A 20,089-nucleotide genomic window follows, 5' to 3' on the forward strand; every position below is an offset into this window, starting at 1 on the left:
TTGACTACCTAAGCCCCGCACAGTTTGAGAGACTGGCCGCTTGATCTGAAAATGCCTCTCCACTTTTCCGAAGCAAGTCCAGTTCAATCCCCCGCTGATTCCGAATTCAGAGGACGTGCTCTAATTCTGCGCCGCCGCTCTCATCACTGAAACAATTGAAACAAAGCGGCGTCTTGCACGGGATCATTCAGAGACAATCGATTGGTAAGAACTGTCATCGGAGAGCTCGGCTGACTTGCGCCCGCAAGCGTTGATGCGTTCAGGGCGAAAGCGCCCTGTCTCTCCAGGGCGAACTTCCTCGAAGCGCCCGGGTCAAGTCAGAAGCCAAGGAGCGAAAATGTCGAAGAAGATAATCAAGATGACAAACGAGCAGGAATTGTTCGTGGCGAAACTCGAAGCCATAGACCCACAATACGAAATCTACGGCAATGCTCTCGATCAAACAATCATGTCAGGCCTTTCTGACGATAAGATCTTCGGCTACGGCGGCGACGACACCATTATCTATCGCTACGGCAACGATACGATCTACGGCGGCGAAGGCGATGACAAGATAGCTTTCGGTGAAACCTCGTTCGCAAAGGACTGGTTCGCCGAGTTATTCGAAAAAATCTACGTTGATCCGTTCCGCCCGACCAGTCTCACTGCGTTTGGCGAAGAAGGAAACGATGAGATCGGCGGCGGTAGAGGGGCCGACTATCTCGATGGCGGTCTCGGAAACGACACGCTCTTTGGGGGCGGCGGCGCGGACAGGCTGTTCGGCGGGACCGGCGACGATGAGCTGGACGGTGGACTGGACCTGGGTGATGAAGCAGACTTGCTCAACGGCGGAAGCGGGGATGACATCTACATCAACGTCCAGAAATATGACAAGGTGATCGATAACGCTGGCGATGATGAGATCCGATATATGAACGTCGGGTCCATCACAATCCAGAATGGCATCGAGACGGTGCGGTCCAATCAAGCCTCGAACAGTTGGTATAGCTCTGCGGTGATCACCGGCAACGACGAGAACAACAAAATCTTCGGTAGCCACCTCTCTGACAAGATTATCGGTCTTAAAGGTAATGACACAATCCGCGGCGAAAATGGCAATGACGACATTTCCGGCAATCAAGGCAAGGACGACCTCGCGGGTGGCCTGGGCAATGACCGACTCTATGGCGACAGCGAGAGCGACACCATCGACGGCGAGTGGGGCGATGACATCATCTATGGCGGCACAGGCGACGACAAGATGACCGGTGGCGAGGGAACCGACACGCTGACGGGCGACACCGGTTCTGACCTCTACGTTATCGATGATCTGGACAAGGTGATCGAGACTGCAGAAGGAGGGTACGACAAGGTGGAGGTCACCGGTACGACCTACTCGCTCGCGACCAATGTCGAGGAATTTGTGGTGACCGCCAAGGGCGCCAAGATGGAAATATTTGGAAACGGCAGCGACAATATTGTTACGATCGCCAATGAACTCCCGAGTGAGCCCGACTCCTATTCGGTTCATGCCGGCGCGGGCAATGACACCGTCACTGGCGGTTTCGGAGACGACCTCATCTGGGGAGGCTCCGGCGATGATGTGATCATGGGCGGCGGCCGCGGAAATGACAGGTTGCTGGGTGAAGCCGGCAACGACAAGCTCTATGGCTCTGAATGGAGCGACATCATCGCTGGCGGCGCAGGTCAGGATCGCATGGAAGGCTTGGGAGGCAAGGACATCTTCGTCTTCAATGCAATATCGGACTCCACCACCTCTGCCTCAGACAAGATCGTCGGATGGGAATTCGGCTCAGACAAGATCGATCTCTCAGCGATCGATGCCGATACGACCAAGGTTGGCAATCAGGCGTTCAACTTTTTCGGCAGTCTGAAACCAATTTTCGGCAGCGCGGGTGATCTCTGGGCCGAAGTCAGCGGCGCAGCAATCAAGATCAAGGGTGACGTAAACGGCGATGGCGCCGCCGATTTTCAGGCCGTGATCTACGATTCCGAAATCTATGCCAAATCCCTGACGGCGTCGGATTTCGTGCTTTGAAACTGGTCAAGCGCCGCTATGGCGGCGCCTGAATGACCAATCAAGCTTACGGCCGAGCGAGCGAGAAAATACTTATTCGTGCCTTCGAATATCTGTCCGGGCTCGCCCGTCAGACAGTGTGAAGTCGTATGCAATCAGAAATAGAAGGAAATAAAGGATGGCAACCAAGGTTGTTTCAAGCGAAAATATCGGTTCCGGCGTTCGCGAGACCGTTGCCCATTACGGCGAACTCTATGTCACCAAGACCGGAGCGATCGGCTCCACCGACGATTACGGCGTTTTCGGTGGCGGTTCCTATGCCACAGTCTATGTCGAGGGCACCATCGCCGGCGCGAAAAGCGGGATCAGGCTGGGCGACGATGCCGATTCCGACAAGGGGAATGCGCTCTACCTGCAGGCGAGCGCCTTCATCGGCGGCAGCGCCGACGATTTCGCCGTCGAAGTCTACGGCACCGGAAATCTGATCGAAAACCACGGGACGATCTGGAGCAAATCGGTCATGGGTGACGGGATTTTCGTGGCCGCCGTGGGAACGTCGGGCGAGACGGTGCTCGCCAATACCGGCCTGATCGACGTGCGTGACACCGCCATCCGGCATGCTGGATCGGAAACGCTGAGGATTGAGAATTCCGGCGTGATCAAGGGCAAGGAGGCGATCACCGCAGTCGACGAGGGACGCGTGCTCTTGACCAATACCGGTGTGATCAAGGGACTTGTCACGCTTGGCGACGGCAACGACACGTTCGACACCCGCAAGGGCACGTTCGAGGGCGTGGTGTCCGGCGGCAAGGGCGGTGATACGATTTACGGCTCGAAGACCGGCAACAATCTCGCGGGCGATCAGGGCGAGGACACGCTTTATGGCGAAGGCGGCAACGACTACATAACCGGAAACGACGATGCCGACAAACTCTATGGCGGGGCGGGCAACGACCAGATCGACGGCGGCGCGGGCAGTGACGTGCTCAAGGGGGGCTCCGGCAAAGACACGATCGTGGCGGGCGACGACAGCGATACCATCGACGGCGGCGCCGGCCAGGACGTATTCTATGGCGACGGCGGTTCGGACCTCTTCGTCTTCCGCCTCGCCGATACCGGCAAGACGGCAGCGACGGCCGACACAATCAACGATTTCGAATCCGGCGACCATATCGGCCTCGACCTCATGGACGCCAATACCAAGGTTTCCGGCAACCAGGCCTTCACGTTCATCGGCGCAGATGCCTTTTCCGGCCAGGCAGGTCAGCTGCGGTTCGAGAAGCTCTCGAGCGATGCCTTCGTCTATGGCGACGTCAACGGCGACAAGAAGGCGGATTTCGTCATCCACCTCGATGATCCCTCTGCGCTCAAGGCCGGCGATTTCATCCTCTGACCACAAGTGAGGCGCCGGCCCGCATCGAGAAAGTCGTCGGAAAGCTCAAACGCTTCAAACGGTTAGCGCTGCGCTGCGAGAAAACGAAACGCAATTTCTCCGCTCTCGTTTCTATCGCAGCCGCGTTCATCTTGATCAAATCCGTCCACACGGCCCAATGCTCCGCCAATGTGACCGATCAGCGACTGCTGGCAACGAGGCGGGAGCATTCCGTCCGGCGCACGGCAAGCTCCCGCCTGCTTCAGTTTTCGGAAATTGGCCCGCTCTCTGAAACAATTGAAACAGAACGGCGTCTTGCGCGGGATCATCGAGACACAATTAATTGGCACATATGGGCATCGAAAATCAACGGATGCCTACGGTGTCAGGGCCGACGCATCGCATGGGGCCAACCTCGTCTCTTCAAAAAAACGCTTTGAAGAGCTGCGACCATGGCAACTCATAAAACAAGGAGTTTATTCATGCCCCTTCAGATCATCAACACAGACACGAAAGGCTTGGGCCTGCGTGTGTACCTCGGAACGACGGACGACGTCTTCGTGATGAAGAATGCGACGGTCGGCTCGGTCGACGACGACGGCATCAGCGGTACTGGCTCCGGTCATCGTGTGGCCATCCATGGCGACGTCGTAGCCGAGTCCCGCGGTGTCGTGCTTGGAGGGGCCGCAGCCGTGAACTTGGGACAAGAGATCATCGTAAACTCCGGCGCTCTGGTTTATGGTTCGGACACTGGTGTGTCTGTAATCGGCTATGAGACGACCATCAGCAATGCTGGGCTTATCGCTTCAGGCTACACCGCCATCTTACTTGAGGGGGTTAGCGGTTACACCGTCTCCACTATATCCAACAGCGGCACGATCGAGAGCTATGGATACTACGGGATCAAGCTTGATGCGGATGCAACCGAAAAGCTGGTGATCGAGAACAGCGGCCTGATAAAAAGCACCGCATATGCTCTTTACGATGCTTCTGCAGGCGCGGTTGAAGAACTGACCAACACCGGCCGAATCCATGGAAAAATCAGTTTCGGAGGTGGAGACGACCTCTATGACGGCACGTCCGGACGATTAAGTGGTCGAATATACGGTGGCGAGGGAGACGATCGTATTTTCGGCGGCGTCGACAGCGAAGTGTTTTTTGGTGACGAAGGCGACGACACGCTGCATGGATATGGCGGCGATGATTATCTCCTTGGCGGCGAAGGCGCCGACCAGATGGAGGGTGGGAAGGGACATGACGCCTTCGATGTTAGTGATGTCGGCGACGTGGTTGTCGAGCTCGCCGGACAAGGCACGGACCTTGTATACTCCGACATCAGCTATACCTTGACCAAAAATGTCGAGAATCTCACCTTTGTCAGTAGCGCAGATATCGACGGCGTCGGCAACTCCCTCGGGAACCAGATTGTCGGGCACAGCGGAAGCAACACGCTGAAAGGACTAGCAGGCAGAGACGTGCTGCTTGGCAATTCCGGGGCCGATCGACTGGAAGGCGGCGCAGAAGCGGACAAGCTGACCGGCGGCGCTGGCGCCGACAAGCTCTATGGCGGCGCCGGCTCAGACCAGTTCATATTCACGGACTTGACCGAAAGCACGTTTTCCTCGTCGGGTCGCGATACGATCTTTGATTTCAGCCGCGCCCAAGGCGACAAGATCGTGCTCTCCTCGATCGACGCCAATGACGCCGCCTCCGACAATCAGGCGTTTTCCTTCATCGGCGCATCGGCCTTCAGCGGCGACAAGGGCGAGCTTCGCTATACCTATAACGGCTCAAAAACCCTCATCCAGGGCGATGATGACGGTGACGGCGCAGCCGATTTCGCCATCCTGCTGTCCGGCAAGATCGCACTGACAAGCGCAGATTTCGCGCTCTGAGACGTTGAATCTGGGCTCGACCTGATGCGGGGCGGCTGCGTTCCGTAGCCGCTCTTCACACCTCGATCACCGTACTGAGCAAATGGGATAGTTCGTTGCCCCTGAACGGCTTTTCGAGCACCGGAACGCCAGAAGCGGCCAGGAGGCCGGCGGCGGAGGGACTCAGCGCATCACCAGTGAGGAAGGCAAGACGTCTCACAAGATCGCTGCGGTTCTCCGTCAACCATTGATGCACGTAGGGCCCGTCGCCATTGGGCATCCTGATGTCGCAGAGGATGGCTGCAGGCTCGATGCGCCCTTCGGAAATCAGCGCCATCGCTTGCCTGCCGCCCGCGGCCGCCCGGCAATCAAATCCCTGCCGTTCGAGGAGATCCGCCAGCAGATCGCGGATGTCCGCCTCGTCGTCGATCACGAGCACGGTCCTTCTCCGGGCGGTCGGGGCAGGTTTAGACTCGTGTGCGGCCTCGGGAGCGAAGGTCGGCACGGTCGACGCAGGCAGCCGGATCACGAAGCGCGATCCGGGTCCATCCCTTGACTCCAAATCAAGAGCGCCACCATGCGCCAAGATGAGACCACGGGAAATGGCGAGGCCTATGCCCGTGCCGAAGCCTTCCGGCTTGGTCGTGAAAAAGGGCTCGAAGATTCGGTTGCGGATATCGGGCGGCACACCGGGACCGTTATCCTCGACGGCGATCACGACAAGCTCTTTGTCAGGCTCCCGGCCGATGGTGATTTTGATCTTCTTGTCGTCGCGCCGCGTCTCGTCCAGCGCCTGATGGGCGTTCACGATGAGGTTGGCGATCACCTGATACAGTTGATCGCGATCCGCCACGACTTTGGGTACGCAGCATCCGAAAACGGTTTCGATTGCCACGTCCGAACTCCGGAGGTTGTAGCCAAGAAGTTCGACGACATCGTGCAGCAATCGCTCGAGATCAACGGGCTGCCGTTCGCCCTTTTTCTGCCGCGCCATCGCAAGGAAGTTCTTGAGGATACGGCCGCTGCGCGTCGCCGCAGTTTCGATCCGTCCGCAGCGGGCGGCAAGCGATTTGGGATCGAGATCCTTCGCCTCCGTTTCCTCGAGAATCTCACGCAGCAGCGTCGCCTGCCCAAGCACGATCGCAAGCGGATTGTTCAATTCATGCGCGACCCCGGCGAGCAGCGATCCCAGCGCGGCGAGCTTTTCTTTCTGGTAGAGCGCTTCGCGCTGTCGCTCGATCTCGGCCGCCGCTGCTCTCTGCACCCTTAGATCTCGAAGATGGGCGGCGAAAAGTCGTTCGTCGCCGCGGGTGACATCGGCGATGTGGAGTTCGACCGGAAATCGCGATCCATCCGCGTGGAGCGCTTCGAGCTCCAATCTCCGCCCGAGGACCGCGCTTTGCCCTGTGGCCATGTATCGCGCCATGCCTTTTTCATGGACGCCGCGAAATTCTTCTGGAACGATGAGATCGGCGATGCGACGCCCGATCGCTTCGCGGCGCGCATAGCCGAACATCGTTTCCGCGGCGGGATTGTATTCGACCACGACGCCCTCGCCATCAATGACCACGATGCCATCCAGCGCTGTGCGCATGATGGCCGCACCATAGGCTTCGGCGGCCGCCTGCGCGTTGACGAGCGCTTCGAGCTCGCTTTCACGGCTCTTCAGGTCGGTCAGATCACGAGCTATGAGGATGACGCCGCGGACAGCCCCCTGCTCATCCTTCCATGGCGTGACGGCTTCCTGCACATAGCGCCGGCCATAGCCGGGATATTCCGCCCATCTCTCCCAACGAAGGGCTTCGCCCGCCAAAACACGCTCCCGAACTGGACCATAGGCTGCCTCGACCTCAGGCCCCAGCACCTCGCTGACGTTTCGTCCGATAACTTGTTCCCCGGTCTTGCCGACGAAGTCGAGAAACTCCTGGTTCACGTAGCGATAGACAGCGTCGAGATCCACAACAACCGTCCTGCCAGGAATGGAGTCGAACATCGCGCGGAGGAAGCCCTGATCGCTACTGGAGACGAAGGATGTATCCCCCGTTTCCGCCGTTGGCTCAATCTGGTTGACGTTTATAAAACTCGTCACGTCGAAGCCCCTCCCAGTCACCTACTCTTTTCGATTTCAAGTCCCAGTCACTGGGCGCTGAAACAATTGAAACATTCCGCCACCGCCCGTGTGCCGCCGACGTCACATTCCCTGTCTATAAATGTCCTCAAGCCGACCTTCGAAGCGAAAAACGCCACAAAGGTCAATCAGCCACAAGGAAAAGCCGTATGCAACCCGCCGAATTACTTCTCCTCAAGAGCAGTTTCGCCAAAGTCGCTCCGATCCGTGATCTCGCCGCCGAACTCTTCTATGCGCGCCTGTTCGAACTCGACCCCGGCCTGAAGCCGCTGTTCGCTCATTCCGACATGGCCAGCCAGGGCAAGAAGCTGATGACCGCGCTCGCCGCCGTCGTCGCCGGACTGGAAAGGCCCGAACAACTCTTGCCGAAAATTGAGGTGCTTGCGGTGCGCCATCTGGATTACGGGGTTCGAAAGGAGCACTACGACACGGTCGGTCGCGCACTGATCGATACGCTAGCCAATGGCCTCGGGGACGAGTTCACCCCGGAAACGCAGGCGGCCTGGATCGTCGCCTATAGTCTTCTGTCGTCCGTCATGATCAAAGCGGCGTATCCGTCATCCGCTGCGGCCTGAGACCGACCGAAGAGGACGGCCGATAGCTGTAACCTTCCCCCCTTACGGTTTCGATCAATCCAGCGTCGCCGCCGCCGCCGGCGATTTTACGCCGAAGCCGCGAGAGTGCTGCGTCGACCGCCCTGCTGTCCGGACCGCCGGAGCCGTTAAGGAGGTCGGCCAGCTCATCTTTTGACAGGACCCTGTGAGGGCGGTCCAGAAAGCATTCGAGGAGCAGAAGCTCGCTGGCGGAGAGGTTTATAGGGTCGCCCGCCGGTCCGAAAAGCCGCCTCGCCCGGGGATCGAAACGGCATGCCCCAAAGGTCACGGTGCGGGGAGTCACATGTGCCGTCGGCGTTTCGGGCCGAGGCAAATCGCGACGGTTTCGTGGCCTCCTCTGCAAGGCGCGGATGCGCGCCAGCAATTCTCGGGGTTCAAACTCCGCGCTAATGACGCTATCGGCTCCACTTTCCAACAGGATGATGCGGTCGGCAGCAGTTGCTCGAGCGGCGAGGATGATGATGCCGGTGTTGGTTTCACGTCTAACCAGGCGACAGAACTCGACCGCGGACGATAAGGTCGACCGAAGATTGAATACGGCCACGAGCGGCTGGCGCGCGATGATCACGGTGCGAAACTCTGCCTCGTCCTGGCACGAAACGAGCCGTGGTTCTCGGGAGAACAGGTAAAACGCCAGCGCGTCATCCAAGCCCGCTGTCACGAGTGGGAGCTTTGCTCCGTCGTCCGTCAAATCCGTATCGTCCAGTTTCGATCTTCCCAAAACACCTGTATTAATCGGCTTGAATTTATATCGCCGCATTGTGCAGATTGATAGCGGGCGAATTGGTAGTTTTTCTCGAAAATGAATGTGGAAATTGATTGTGGTTGCCGAACGTCTCAAGATCTTAATTGTCGACGATGATCGCGATCTGGCGGAGACACTTGCCGACTATCTTGATCTCAGAGGAGGATTCTCGGTCCGTATTGCCGATAGCGGGAGTGATATGAAATTGTCCTTCGGCGCGTTCGAGCCTGACGCCGTCGTTCTCGACCTTCATCTCAAGGGAGAAAACGGCGCCGATCTCGCCGCCTGGATCGGGGAGCGAGCTGCGCATAAGTGCCCTGCGATCGTGTTTTTGAGTGGCGATGCGACAGACTTTGATCGTGTCTTGGGCCTGGAAATACATGGAGACGAGTTTCTGCAGAAGCCGGTTCATCCACGCGAGATCCTGGCTACGCTGCGAAGCGTGTTGGGGCGTGTCGGAGGCGAGGCCGTGCCCAAGACGCAACTCGTTCGCCTGGGGGACGTGGTGGTTGACATAAAGGGGCAGAGCATTATTGAACGGAGTGGTCAGGAGCGTGGTTTGGCTCCGAGCGAGTTTGCTCTTCTACGCTGCTTCCTGAGCGAGCCGGAGCGGGTGTTCAGCCGCGATGAACTGCTGGATTTGGCTCCCGCCGGAGAGGACGAGACCACCGACCGTGCGATCGACCGGCGTATTGCTCGACTGAGGCGAAAAATCGAATGCGGTGGACCTCCCGTTATAAGGGCCGTGCGTGGACTGGGCTACAGGTTGGAGCGTCAATTGTTGGAAAACTTGTAAAGCTTGCCATTTCCCTTTTTTCATCGGATACTTTTTTCGCTAAATTTCCGAGTTCATGACTATTTAGCCGGTCCTTTGCTGAACTAGGAGCGGGTTTAATGCCGTTCAACAATGTTATTCGTGTGCTCGTCGTAGATGACGAAGAGGAGATGCGCGATCTCTTGTCGGATTATTTGAGTCGGCATGGATGCGTCGTCAGGGCCGTTGCGAGTGGCGCAAGCCTCGACATTGAGCTTGTGATGAATCCCGTAGATGTAATCCTGCTGGATCTGAGTTTGCCGGGAGAGGATGGGCTCACCATTACGCGCCGGATCCGCAAGACATCGACGACGCCCATCATCATTGTCACGGGCGCCGACGAAATCGTTGACCGCGTGGTTGGCCTTGAAGTCGGCGCAGATGATTACGTGACCAAGCCCTTCGATCTGCGGGAACTCAAAGCGCGCATTCGCTCCGTGATCCGGCGCTCGATTGCGACCCATGCTTCCGACAACATAAGCGACCAGTCGCCGATCAGCCGTCACGTGAATTTTGGAAAGCTGCGGTTGGACCTCGATGCAGGCAGACTCCTGAACAGCGACGGTGAAACAGAAAGCATGACTCCGATGGAGTATCAGCTCCTCAGCGTCTTCGCCGAGCGGCCTCACAAGGTGCTTTCCAGGGACATGTTACTCGAACTGACCGATGGTCCTGAGGCGATTTCTACAGCGCGGAGCATTGATATCCGGATCACGAGGCTCAGAGCCCGCGTTGAGCTTGACCCCTCTCAACCCCGGGTCATCCGCACCATCCGAGGCGCGGGCTACATGTTCGTTCCGAGCGACTAAGTGACGCATGTTTTGACTTCATATTGATTATGGGATGGCGGATCCATTCGAAGTCTTCTGTCGGGCGAATTACCATGAAGAGGTCGCCCATCTTACCCAGATCCGAGCCGATGTGGTGATCATGGGCGAAAACGAAATCGCCCGCAGTATGACTGAGAGTCTAACTCAAAAAGCGTTCAATAATATCGATACCTTGCAAGGCGTCTGGTGATCAGGCGAATGTGGGCGATCTGATCCAAGCCTCTGATGAGGCGAGGCGATGGACATTTCGACGTCCTTTGCCAGTCTGCGGCATCTTCCGAGCCAGGCGAAGGTGCTCTCGACGACCCAACGTCAACGGCGGGGTAGGACTTCGCAAACGGAGTCACTTATCCGGTATGAATTCTGTCCCGTCGATGCAGTTCGATGAGATTTCGGCAGGCTCGTAGTGTCAATGCCATCACGGTCAACGTCGTCCCGGCGATGCCGCTGCCAGGGAATGCGCTGGCATCGGTAACTATAAGGTTCGGCGCATCCCAGAGCTGATTATAGGGATTGAGCACCGATGTCTCCGGCGTCTCGCCCATTCGGGCTCCGCCTGTCTCATGGATGGCGGCACCCATGCACATGGTCCTCTTGAACCATGTGCGGAACATGAAGCGGCTGAAAGCGCTAGCTTCGGGAAAGGCGCCCTTGCCCATTTCTCTCAATCCCGCGGGGGAGCCGATGAACTCCAGATCGCCGCCGACACCCTTGATCATGGAGATCAGCGTTTCCTCCTGCCGCTTCAGCAAGCTGTGCTCTTCCTCCCGCATGACGCAGCGAATATGCGGTACGGGGATGTTCCACGCATCCTTGCGCCGCGCATCCAGCGTGATGCGGTTATCGGCATAGGGCAGCATGCGGCCGAAGCCAAAGAAGGAGAGGCGGGCGTCTTCGTGATCCGATACCGGTGCACGCCCCACGCTGCCCTGATAGTCGAAATCGCCCCGTGCCGCGTCGTCTTCGCCGAAACGCGGAATAAAGATGCCGCCGGAGGGATTGTAGAATGGGTCGGTTGGGGCGGATTCATCCAGCGCCCACCCCTTGGCTCCCGAGAAGGAGCCAAAGGCGAGGCAAGGCAACTGGTCCATAAAATAGCGACCGAGCGCCCCTGAGCTGTTGCCAAGCCCATCAGGATGCTTGGCGGATGCCGAATTCAACAGCAGCCGGACACTCTCGATTGGCGATGCCGCCAGCACGACCATGGCCGCCCGGGCCGTAGAATATGTGCCAGTGGCGCGGTCGATGAACTCCGCTCCAGTCGCCCGACCGCTTTTGTCATCGCTGGTGATGCGACGAACCACGGCGTTGTACTTCGTTGTCAGGTTGCCGCTTGCCAGTGCATCCTTCAGCGGTTTGGGAACGCGTCCGGCATCCGGCGCGATATAGCGCCAGGAAACGACATGCCGGTCTGGCCAACGACTCTCGACCGTCTGCTTGAATATCTGTTCCGCCGGTGTGAGGCCAGCAGGCTTGGCATAGATGCCGTCGGGCAAGGTGGAGACGCCGTCCGGATTTCCGTAGAGCCCAAGATAGCGTTCCACCTCGTCATAGAGCGGCGCCATTTCCCCATAGGAGATCGGCCAGTCCACGCCTTTGCCGGACTTCGAATAGATCTTGAAGTCTTCGTCGGTCCAGCGCAGCAGCACACGCCCGAAGCTATGCAGCCGACCGCCGCTCTGGCGTCCGCGGATCCACAGGAATGGTTCGTTCTTCGGGGTGGTATAAGGGTTCTTGCGGTCGTTGACGAAGAAGTGGCTGAAGCGCTCCGTGAAGAAGGCGGCGCGGGCCTGGATGGGCTGGCCCTTGATTGTGGCGCGCGCGCGCTCCCAAATGTTGATGCTGCTTGCCGGCGGCTTCTTGCGCGAAGGGTCAAAATCCCCGGGACCGATCTCGGGGCCGGCTTCCAGAAGCAGCACGGACAATCCCTGTGCCGTCAGTTCCTTGACCGCAAATGAACCGGCAGCGCCGGAGCCGATCACCAGCGCATCATAGAATACTTCAGCCATGTCAGTACGGATCCTCTCGTGGAGCAATGTGGGAGTGCTCCTGGGCATTGCGGGAAAATAATGGTGGCCAGCGCTACAGTCGCAATCCATCGGCGCCGAAGAGTGACGCCTTTTCGATGTCGAGGCCCGGCGTGAGGAGATCCCCGGGTTGAAGCGTCACATCGCCCATAAGCCGAAGCGAAAGGCTTCGTCCTTCCCAGTCAAACCAAAGTACTGCTTCCGATCCCATCGGTTCGACAACGGAAATGCGTCCGGGAACAGTGGGCAGGCTGCCGGCTGCTCCGTCGAGGACCAGATGATCTGGCCGGAAGCCTAGGGTTGCGGCTCCGCTTGCTGGAGGCGCCTTGAATGCATAGCTGGCCAGGTCGACGCTGAGGTTCGCACTATGGAACGTCGGCAAACCATTCCCGACGTCGATCCGGCCTTCAATGAAGTTCATCGACGGAGCGCCGATAAAGCCGGCGACGAAGAGGTTTGCCGGGCGATTATAGATATCCGTCGGCGATGCCAACTGTTGGATCACACCGTCTCGCATGATGGCGATCCGGTCTGCTAGGGTCAGCGCTTCCACCTGATCGTGGGTGACGTAGATCATCGTGTTGCCGAGGCTCTGGTGCAGCTTCTTGATCTCGACGCGAAGTTCGTTGCGCAGCTTCGCATCAAGATTGGAAAGCGGTTCATCGAAGAGAAAGACATCGACCTGACGCACCAGCGCCCGCCCGATAGCCACTCGCTGGCGCTGGCCGCCGGACAATTCGGCTGGGCGCCGGTCCAACAGACTATCGAGGTGAAGAAGCGCAGAGGTGCGGGCAACCCGTGCTTCGATTTCCGCCTTCGGCAGGCCGGCGACGCGCAGACCGAAAGACAGATTCTTTCGCACCGACATGCGCGGATAGAGCGCATAGGACTGAAAGACCATGCCTATGCCGCGATCCTTGGGTTCTTCCCAAGTGACGTTCTTGCCGGAGATCCAGATCTCGCCGGCTGTGATGTCCTGCAGACCGGCAATCGCGTTCAAAAGCGTGGACTTGCCGCAACCGGACGGCCCGAGCAGAACCAGAAACTCTTTCTGTGCGATGTCAAGCGACATCCTTTCCATGACCGTGTGGTCGCCATAGGCGATCTTCAGGCCCTTGATGGAAACGGCGGATTGCATGGCAGCTTTATCCTTTTACTGCGCCGGCCGCGATACCGCGTACGAACCAGCGACCGGACAGGAAATAGATGGCGAGCGGTACGAGCGCGGTCAGGATCGTTGCCGCCATGTTCACGTTGTAGGTGCGTTCGCCCATGGTGGTATTGACGATGTTGTTGAGCTGGACTGTCATCGGCAGGTTGTCGCGGCCGGCAAACACGAGACCGAGCAGGAAATCGTTCCAGATGCCGGTGAACTGCAGCATGGAAACGACGACAACCATTGGCACGGCTATCGGCAGCATGATTTCGAAGAAGATGCGCCAGAACCCGGCGCCATCGACGCGCGCCGCCTTGCAAAGCTCTTGGGGCACGCTGACGAAGTAGTTGCGAAACAGCAGCGTCACCAGTGGCAGGCCAAAGATAACATGGACTAGGATGATGCCTGCCAGCGAGTTGTAAAGGCCGAGTGTCGCCATGGCCCGGACCATAGGGTAGAGGAAGATCTGATAAGGGATGAGGCCGCCCATCATCAGCAGGCCGAACAGGATATTCGCCCCACGCGGACGCCAGAGCGACAATGCATAGCCATTAACAGCGCCGATGAAGACGGAGAGCGCAACGGAGGGAACGGTAATCAGCACCGAGTTCCAGAAGCCGTTGCGAATGCCGACGCAGACCGTGCCCATGCATGCACCGGACCAAGCCGTCGCCCAGGCCGAAAAATCCAGTTTGGATGGCAGCGCAAAGATCTGGCCTTGGCGGATTTCGTCCATGGTCTTCAGCGAGGTGACAAGCATCGTGTAGAGCGGCAGCGTGAAGAACAGCATCGCCACTAGAAGGAAGACATAGAGACCGATGCGGCCGGCGGTGATCCGCGTTGGCTTCGCACCATAGGGGTGGGGGCTGGCCATCAGCGTGCTCCCATGGCTTTACCGCGCATATGCATGGCATAGCGGAAGGGGGCGACGATCATGACCACGCCGAGCACGAGAACTGTGGCGCCGGCGGTTGCCAGGCCAAGGTTCTGGCGACCGAAGAGATTGTCCATGATGAATTTCGCCGGCACCTCCGTTGCATTGCCCGGCCCGCCATTGGTCATGGCGACGACGATATCGTAGGTCTTGATGACGCCCATGGCGAGCAGCATGCCGGCGGCCGCGAGTGCCGGACCGAGTTGCGGCAGAATGATCGAGATATAGATGCGCCATACGGGGATGCCGTCGATCTGTGCCGCCTTCCATTGCTCGGCCTCGATGCCGCGCATGCCGGCCAGCGCAATGACCATGACGAGGCCAGCTCCCTGCCAGACGCCGGCAATAACCAGCGCATAGATCGCCATGTGCCGGTTGACCACCCAGTCGAGCACGAAACTTTCCCAACCGAGCGAGCGGACACTCGCCTGAATGCCGAGCGTTGGGTTGAGCATCCATTGCCAGATCAGGCCGGTCACCACGAAGGACATGGCGTATGGGTAGAGGAAGATCGTCCTGTAGGCGCTTTCGAAGCGGATCTTGCGATCCAGGGCTGCCGCCAGCAGAAGACCCAGCAGCAGGCAGCCGACGACATAGAACACGCCGAAAAGCAGGACATTCTGGAGCGACGCGAGCCATTTGGCAGAGGTGAACAACTTTTCATACTGGGCGAACCCGACATAGTTCGAGGATGGAAAGATCGTCGAGTTCGTGAAGGACAGATTGATAGACCAGGCCATGGTGCCGATGAAGACCACCACAGCCACAAGCCATGTCGGCAGAAGGGCGATATTTGCTGATAGACTGGTCTTGCGTTTCATGGGCGTCGCCGGTTCGTTGGGGGATAGGCGGCAGATATTGCGCTGCCATCAGTCTTGGCAGCGTAGGAGGCGCCGGAGCATGTCCGGCGCCGTCTGCGTAATCCTACTCGAAGATGGCGAAGAAGTTGTCGGCCGCAGCAGCCGCATCGTCGGAGCCGCCGTTCCAGTATTCATCGACGAAGTCATCGAGTGCGCCGACCTGCTGTGGTGTCAGAACGATCGCCTGATCCGGAACGATCGCACCGGCGCTCATCAGTTCGGCGCCCTTCTGTGCGCAGGCATCGAGCTTGGTCTTGTCGATGTCCGAGCGTACGGGTATTGACCCCTTTTTCAGCGAAAACTCGGCCTGAACGGCGGGATCCATCACGACTTCGGCCAGAAGTTTCTGGGCCTTTTCGATCTCCGCCTTGCCTGTTTTCGGGAAGTAGAAGGCGTCTGCAATATAGACCATGCCAGGCGATTCCGGGACGATCATGCAGCCATAATCCTTCCCGGCTTCCTTGCCGGCGACCGTGAATTCCCCCTTGGCCCAGTCGCCCATGAACTGCACGCCGGCTTTGGAGGTGATCAGCATGGCGGTCGCGTCGTTCCAGTTGCGGCCGGCAGCGCCGTCATCAGTATAGCCACGAAGCTTGCGAAGGATCTCCAGCGTCTTCTTCACGCCCGCAACCGAAGCGTCGCTCTTGTCCTTATCGACATAGATCTTGAGGAAACCATCTATCCCGACCTGAGACAGAAGCACCATATTGAAGACCTTGGACTGCTGCCAGGGTTGGCCGCCCCAGGCCACAGGCACGAGGCCGGCATCCTTGAGCTTGTCGAGAGCTGCAAAGAACGCATCCCAGGTCTTGGGTTCCTCGGTAATGCCGGCTTTTGCGAAGGCCTCCCTGGAGTAGAAGACCCAGCTTTCACCATGGGCGCCGGTTGGCGCCAGATAGGTCTGGCCGTCATAGGAAATAAGGTCATTGATGGACTTTGGCAGGGTATCCGCCCACTTTCCTGCCTTGGCGACATCAGAAATCGAGTTGAACAGGCCCTGGCTCACGAATTCGGCGGCGGCAAGGCCGATAATGCCCTGTTTGGCGCCCGGCGGGTCGCCGGCAACAATACGGTTCTGGAAGGACGCATCCGCCGCGCCAAAGCCGGCGATGGACGAATCCTTCCACACGCCGCCACGTTTTTCGAATTCCGTCCTGATGACGTTGAGCGCTGCGGCCTCGCCGCCTGAAGTCCAGGACGACAGTATTTCTATGGTCGGCTTATCTTCGGCCCTGGCGTGCGTCAGAGCACCGGCAAATGCGACTCCGGCGATCAAAAGTTTCACTATATTCTTCATTGTTCCACCTCTTGAAAAGAACCCTCTTGATGGGGCATTCGTCGTTTGGAGTACTTGATCAGCGATAGATCGGCAGGAGCGCCTGCCGGACGAGCGTCAGCCCGTTTTCAATGTCGCTGACGGGGTTCGGCGCGGCATCGAGCTCGAGGATCGCCCAGCCTTCGTAACGGCGATCCCGCATCAACCGGGTCCAGGCGTGCCAATCGACCCTTCCAAGGGCAAAACCGCAGAAGTAGGGGCGATGGATGTCATGGATATGCTCATCGATCGGGGTGTCGATCGGCATTGGCCCAATCGCATCCTTCCAATGGGCGATGATCATGCGCTCGTGATGGCGATCGACAAGCTGGACCGGATCGGAGCCTGCGACGATGATGTGCGCGGTATCCGGGCACATATGCACATAGGCAGGATCGGTGAGCATCATCATAAGGTCGACGTCCCGCGCAGCGGCGAAGATCGTGTGTGCTTCGGTGTGAAGGGCAAGACGAACGCCGCGCGCATAGAGGATCGCGCCGAGACGGTTGAGAAAGTCCGCAATGGCCTTGGCGCGGTCGAAATCATGGAACTCGACCGGCTGTGCGCCCAGCGTCTGGCGGAGAGGGGCGCCGATGACCATGATGTCACTGCCGCAAGCCTTCAGGAAGTCGGCATATTTTTCGGCCTTGGCAATGATCGCCGACTGGGCCTCGGCCTTGGTAAAATCGCCGGCAGCCTCAAGCTCGGCAAAGAAGCCGCTGCAGAGCGTCAGCCCGCGCCGCGACAGTTCGCCGGCGAACGCGTCAACCGATCCATAGGTGGCGACGGCATCCTGCCAGTTGAACGGAGAGAAGGTCAGCTCGACGCCCGAAACGCCAGATCTTTGGACACTGTCGAGAATTTTGTTCCAGAAAGCCCGGGGTTCGGCGCGGGCGTATTTGATAATGCCGTCATAATCGCCAACCTCCCAGAAGCCCGGATGGAAGAATGTCACGAGATCAACGCCGAAGCGCAGCCTTTCACCAATCGTCATGGCCAGCCATTCCTTGAGACATGACCAGCCGACAGCGAAAACCGAAATTTCGCATTCCGAAAGCCATGACAATTCAACCCCTTGATATATGGCAATCGTTTGCCATGCTTGAATAATAGACAAGTCGTTTTTTTAAGCAAGCGATTTTTGGCAAACGTTTGCTATGAATCGTCGAATGCCCTAGATTGGCGCTTCGAAAGCATCTGAGAAGGAAACGGAAAAGTGAGCAAAAGCAGGGATCTGCTAAGGGAGGAGCAATCCGGGCCGCTTATGGCCGATGTGGCAAAACTTGCAGGCGTCGCGATTTCCACAGTGAGCAGGGCGCTCGCCAATCCCGACCGGGTCAATGAGAAGACGCGCGCCAAGATTGATGCTGCCGCCAAACAACTTGGATACACGCCGAATGCCATGGCGCGCGGCCTGCGCGTCGGCAAGTCGAACGTCGTCATGATCGTCCTGCCGGGCTCGCTGTATTACGGCGCTTCCCAGATCGTTCCCCAGGTGCTGCAGGCCATCAACAATCGCCTGTTGGAGAACGGCTACACGTTGATGATCGCCAATTTGGCCCGCGACGAGGCTTCCGAGCGGCACATTCTCAACCTCGCCTTTGGAGGTACGGTTCGCGGCGCCATCATTCTGGCGTCGAAGCTTCCCGAACTTGAGGGCAGATCCCTTGGCAATTCAGGCCTGCCGCTAATCTCCATGCTGATGGATATGAGCGGGGCAGGCGTGCCGAGCGTGGTGACCAACGACCGCGGCGCAGTACGGGAGGCAACCTCCAGTCTCATTGGCCTCGGCCATCGCCGGTTTCTCTATCTGGCGGGACCTGAGGGAAACTATCACGACGTCGAGCGCTTCGGCGGCATGCTGGAAGCGCTCCAGCAGGCTGGTCTGCCGGAAACAGCGGTCGTCCGCTCGGGCGGTAAACTGGATTATCAGGAAGGTTTCAAGATCGGTCTTCAGGCTGCCGACCATTTCGCCGCTCTCACGGACAAGCCTACTGCCGTGGTTGCGACGAGCGACGACATGGCGATCTCGTTCATGAGCAAGATGAGAGAAATGGCGGTGGCTATTCCGGGCGATTTATCCATCGTATCCTTCGATGGATCGCCTGTTTGCGAATTTTGCGCTCCGCCTCTCTCCAGCATCATGCAGCCCGCGGAGGAGATGGGTATAGCGGCGGTCGATATGCTCTTGGAAGCCATCGAGAATCCCGGCCTCTCATCAGCCGCGCGCAAGGTTATTCCTAGTCAATTGATCGTACGCGAGACCATATCTGTGCCACGCAGCCACGCCTGAAAGGCTCGCAGAGGCTTGTTGCAAATCAACAGCGGGCGCTGAAGAAGGAGCTCTATGGCGCCTGGCGCAGCCTCGGCAAAGACCTGCCGCGTGGCTATGTCTTTCCGGAGCGGACGGTCATGGTTGAGAACATGGAGATGATCATGAACCAGGTCCATGAGATCCTCGCCGCCGAGGCATGATCGCGGTGTCGGCGGGGCGGTCGCGGAGACAAAAGTTTTTCCGCGCAGCGGGAGGCTCGTGTTGTCCCTGCAGCCTGCGCCACCGGCCCCGCCTCGCCATGACGCAGCGGGATCTGGAATAGCTTCATATTGAGCGAATCCCAGCGCTCACGCGACTGGACTTCACCTGCAAAGGAAGCATTGCTGTGCGGGCGGAGCGGAACTCGCCTCCGCCCGCCCACGCCCGCCCCAAATTTGCGGGCTTTCGTCAGTGCAGCGCTGGATGGTCCGGCGCATGGACTCCGATGGAGGCCTATATGTCGATCATCACCCATATCCGCAAATCGGTTCGCAGTCACATCGCCGGCGCAAGAGCCGCACAGTTGGCGGTGCCGGAAGAAAAGCTCGTCTTACCACCCGCCGCTCCGATGGCGGCGGTAGAGGCCGGCACGCCGCCATTTGCATCCCGCAAGGCCGGGAGGAAGACGCAGAGATCCGCAAAGGACGCCGCCGCCATCAGCGGCCAGGACCAGGCTCATGGAATCTTGGCGCCATCCGATGCCACAACAGATGCCCAGGCAACCCAGACAATCCCGGCCGCCCATGCTGTCTGCGCCTCAACGGTCAAAGCCCCCAAAACCGGTCTTGTCCTCAACCTCCTCAATCGTGACGCCGGCGCCTCCATGGCCGACCTGATGGCGGCGACCGAATGGCAGGCCCATTCGGTGCGCGCCTTCCTCTCCAGCGTCATCCGCAAGAAGCTCCAGCACCAGGTGATCACAGAAAAGGGAGAGGATGGCGTCAGCCGCTATCGGCTGGTGCGCGATGCTAGGCTATGTGGACGGATTTTATCAAGATGAACGCGGCTGCGATGGAAACGAGCGAGGAGAAGTTGCGTTTCGTTTTCTCGCAGCGTAGCGCTACTCGTTTGAAGCGTTTAAGCTTTCCG

The 20,089-nt window shown here is 58.6% G+C and carries 17 protein-coding genes and 1 pseudogene; 9 read left to right on the plus strand and 9 right to left on the minus strand.

The features are described from left to right. Window positions 1-337 precede the first annotated feature (337 nt). From E8Q41_RS08840 to E8Q41_RS08850, 3 genes are all read left to right on the plus strand, one after another. Window positions 338-2,038, plus strand: coding sequence for a calcium-binding protein (locus E8Q41_RS08840; RefSeq protein WP_170976421.1), 1,701 nt, complete (start codon window positions 338-340; stop codon window positions 2,036-2,038). 157 nt (window positions 2,039-2,195) lie between these two features. Continuing rightward, window positions 2,196-3,410 (plus strand): calcium-binding protein, encoded by a 1,215-nt coding sequence (locus E8Q41_RS08845; RefSeq protein WP_137155171.1) that lies wholly within the window; start codon window positions 2,196-2,198, stop codon window positions 3,408-3,410. 461 nt (window positions 3,411-3,871) lie between these two features. Further along, a complete protein-coding gene (locus tag E8Q41_RS08850; protein WP_170976422.1) occupies window positions 3,872-5,284 on the plus strand; it encodes a calcium-binding protein in 1,413 nt (470 codons plus the stop codon). 55 nt (window positions 5,285-5,339) lie between these two features. On the opposite strand, the gene E8Q41_RS08855 is transcribed toward E8Q41_RS08850, so the two are convergent. Further along, window positions 5,340-7,352 carry a PAS domain S-box protein gene (locus E8Q41_RS08855; protein WP_246660136.1) on the minus strand — a complete coding sequence of 671 codons (2,013 nt, stop codon included), beginning with the start codon at window positions 7,350-7,352 and terminating at the stop codon, window positions 5,340-5,342. A 188-nt stretch (window positions 7,353-7,540) separates the two neighbouring features. Between E8Q41_RS08855 and E8Q41_RS08860 the strand changes: the two genes are divergently transcribed. Further along, window positions 7,541-7,966: a globin family protein gene (locus E8Q41_RS08860; protein WP_137155173.1), complete on the plus strand. Its 426-nt coding sequence runs from the start codon at window positions 7,541-7,543 to the stop codon at window positions 7,964-7,966. Here E8Q41_RS08860 and E8Q41_RS08865 read toward each other — a convergent pair. Further along, entirely contained in the window at window positions 7,932-8,654 is a 723-nt protein-coding gene (locus tag E8Q41_RS08865; RefSeq protein WP_170976423.1) for a response regulator transcription factor, read from the minus strand. The two genes, E8Q41_RS08860 and E8Q41_RS08865, sit on opposite strands and share 35 nt — an antisense overlap. Window positions 8,655-8,811: 157 nt before the next feature. Between E8Q41_RS08865 and E8Q41_RS08870 the strand changes: the two genes are divergently transcribed. From E8Q41_RS08870 to E8Q41_RS25510, 3 genes are all read left to right on the plus strand, one after another. After that, entirely contained in the window at window positions 8,812-9,546 is a 735-nt protein-coding gene (locus tag E8Q41_RS08870; protein WP_137155175.1) for a response regulator transcription factor, read from the plus strand. Between the two features lie 98 nt (window positions 9,547-9,644). Continuing rightward, the gene (locus E8Q41_RS08875) at window positions 9,645-10,373 is read left to right on the plus strand and encodes a response regulator transcription factor (RefSeq protein ID WP_137155176.1); all 729 of its coding nucleotides are present in this window, start codon (window positions 9,645-9,647) and stop codon (window positions 10,371-10,373) included. 34 nt (window positions 10,374-10,407) lie between these two features. Further along, complete coding sequence (locus tag E8Q41_RS25510) at window positions 10,408-10,584, plus strand: hypothetical protein (RefSeq protein WP_170976420.1); 177 nt, start codon at window positions 10,408-10,410, stop codon at window positions 10,582-10,584. On the opposite strand, the pseudogene E8Q41_RS08880 reads toward E8Q41_RS25510, so the two are convergent. The 7 genes and pseudogenes from E8Q41_RS08880 to E8Q41_RS08910 all read right to left on the minus strand — a co-directional run. Further along, window positions 10,550-10,727: pseudogene (locus E8Q41_RS08880) on the minus strand (IS5/IS1182 family transposase); the annotation flags it as partial. The gene E8Q41_RS25510 and the pseudogene E8Q41_RS08880 sit on opposite strands and share 35 nt — an antisense overlap. A gap of 14 nt (window positions 10,728-10,741) precedes the next feature. After that, a complete protein-coding gene (locus E8Q41_RS08885) occupies window positions 10,742-12,403 on the minus strand; it encodes a GMC family oxidoreductase (RefSeq protein ID WP_137155177.1) in 1,662 nt (553 codons plus the stop codon). 73 nt (window positions 12,404-12,476) lie between these two features. Beyond that, entirely contained in the window at window positions 12,477-13,559 is a 1,083-nt protein-coding gene (locus E8Q41_RS08890) for an ATP-binding cassette domain-containing protein (RefSeq protein WP_137155178.1), read from the minus strand. 7 nt (window positions 13,560-13,566) lie between these two features. Then, window positions 13,567-14,451, minus strand: coding sequence for a carbohydrate ABC transporter permease (locus E8Q41_RS08895; RefSeq protein ID WP_137155179.1), 885 nt, complete (start codon window positions 14,449-14,451; stop codon window positions 13,567-13,569). Then, window positions 14,451-15,332: a sugar ABC transporter permease gene (locus E8Q41_RS08900; protein ID WP_137155180.1), complete on the minus strand. Its 882-nt coding sequence runs from the start codon at window positions 15,330-15,332 to the stop codon at window positions 14,451-14,453. Before E8Q41_RS08900 ends, E8Q41_RS08895 begins: the two co-directional genes overlap by 1 nt. Window positions 15,333-15,435: 103 nt before the next feature. Next, the gene (locus E8Q41_RS08905) at window positions 15,436-16,668 is read right to left on the minus strand and encodes an ABC transporter substrate-binding protein (RefSeq protein ID WP_137155181.1); all 1,233 of its coding nucleotides are present in this window, start codon (window positions 16,666-16,668) and stop codon (window positions 15,436-15,438) included. 58 nt (window positions 16,669-16,726) lie between these two features. Then, a complete protein-coding gene (locus tag E8Q41_RS08910) occupies window positions 16,727-17,680 on the minus strand; it encodes a sugar phosphate isomerase/epimerase (protein WP_137155182.1) in 954 nt (317 codons plus the stop codon). Window positions 17,681-17,902: 222 nt separating this feature from the next. On the opposite strand from E8Q41_RS08910, the gene E8Q41_RS08915 reads away from it, so the two are divergent. Beyond that, window positions 17,903-18,979: a LacI family DNA-binding transcriptional regulator gene (locus E8Q41_RS08915; RefSeq protein WP_137155183.1), complete on the plus strand. Its 1,077-nt coding sequence runs from the start codon at window positions 17,903-17,905 to the stop codon at window positions 18,977-18,979. A gap of 478 nt (window positions 18,980-19,457) precedes the next feature. Continuing rightward, entirely contained in the window at window positions 19,458-20,000 is a 543-nt protein-coding gene (locus tag E8Q41_RS08920; protein WP_246660137.1) for a DUF3489 domain-containing protein, read from the plus strand. The last annotated feature ends 89 nt before the right edge of the window (window positions 20,001-20,089 follow it).

The sequence above is a fragment of the Rhizobium sp. FKL33 genome (genome assembly GCF_005222915.1).
GTDB lineage: Bacteria > Pseudomonadota > Alphaproteobacteria > Rhizobiales > Rhizobiaceae > Rhizobium_E.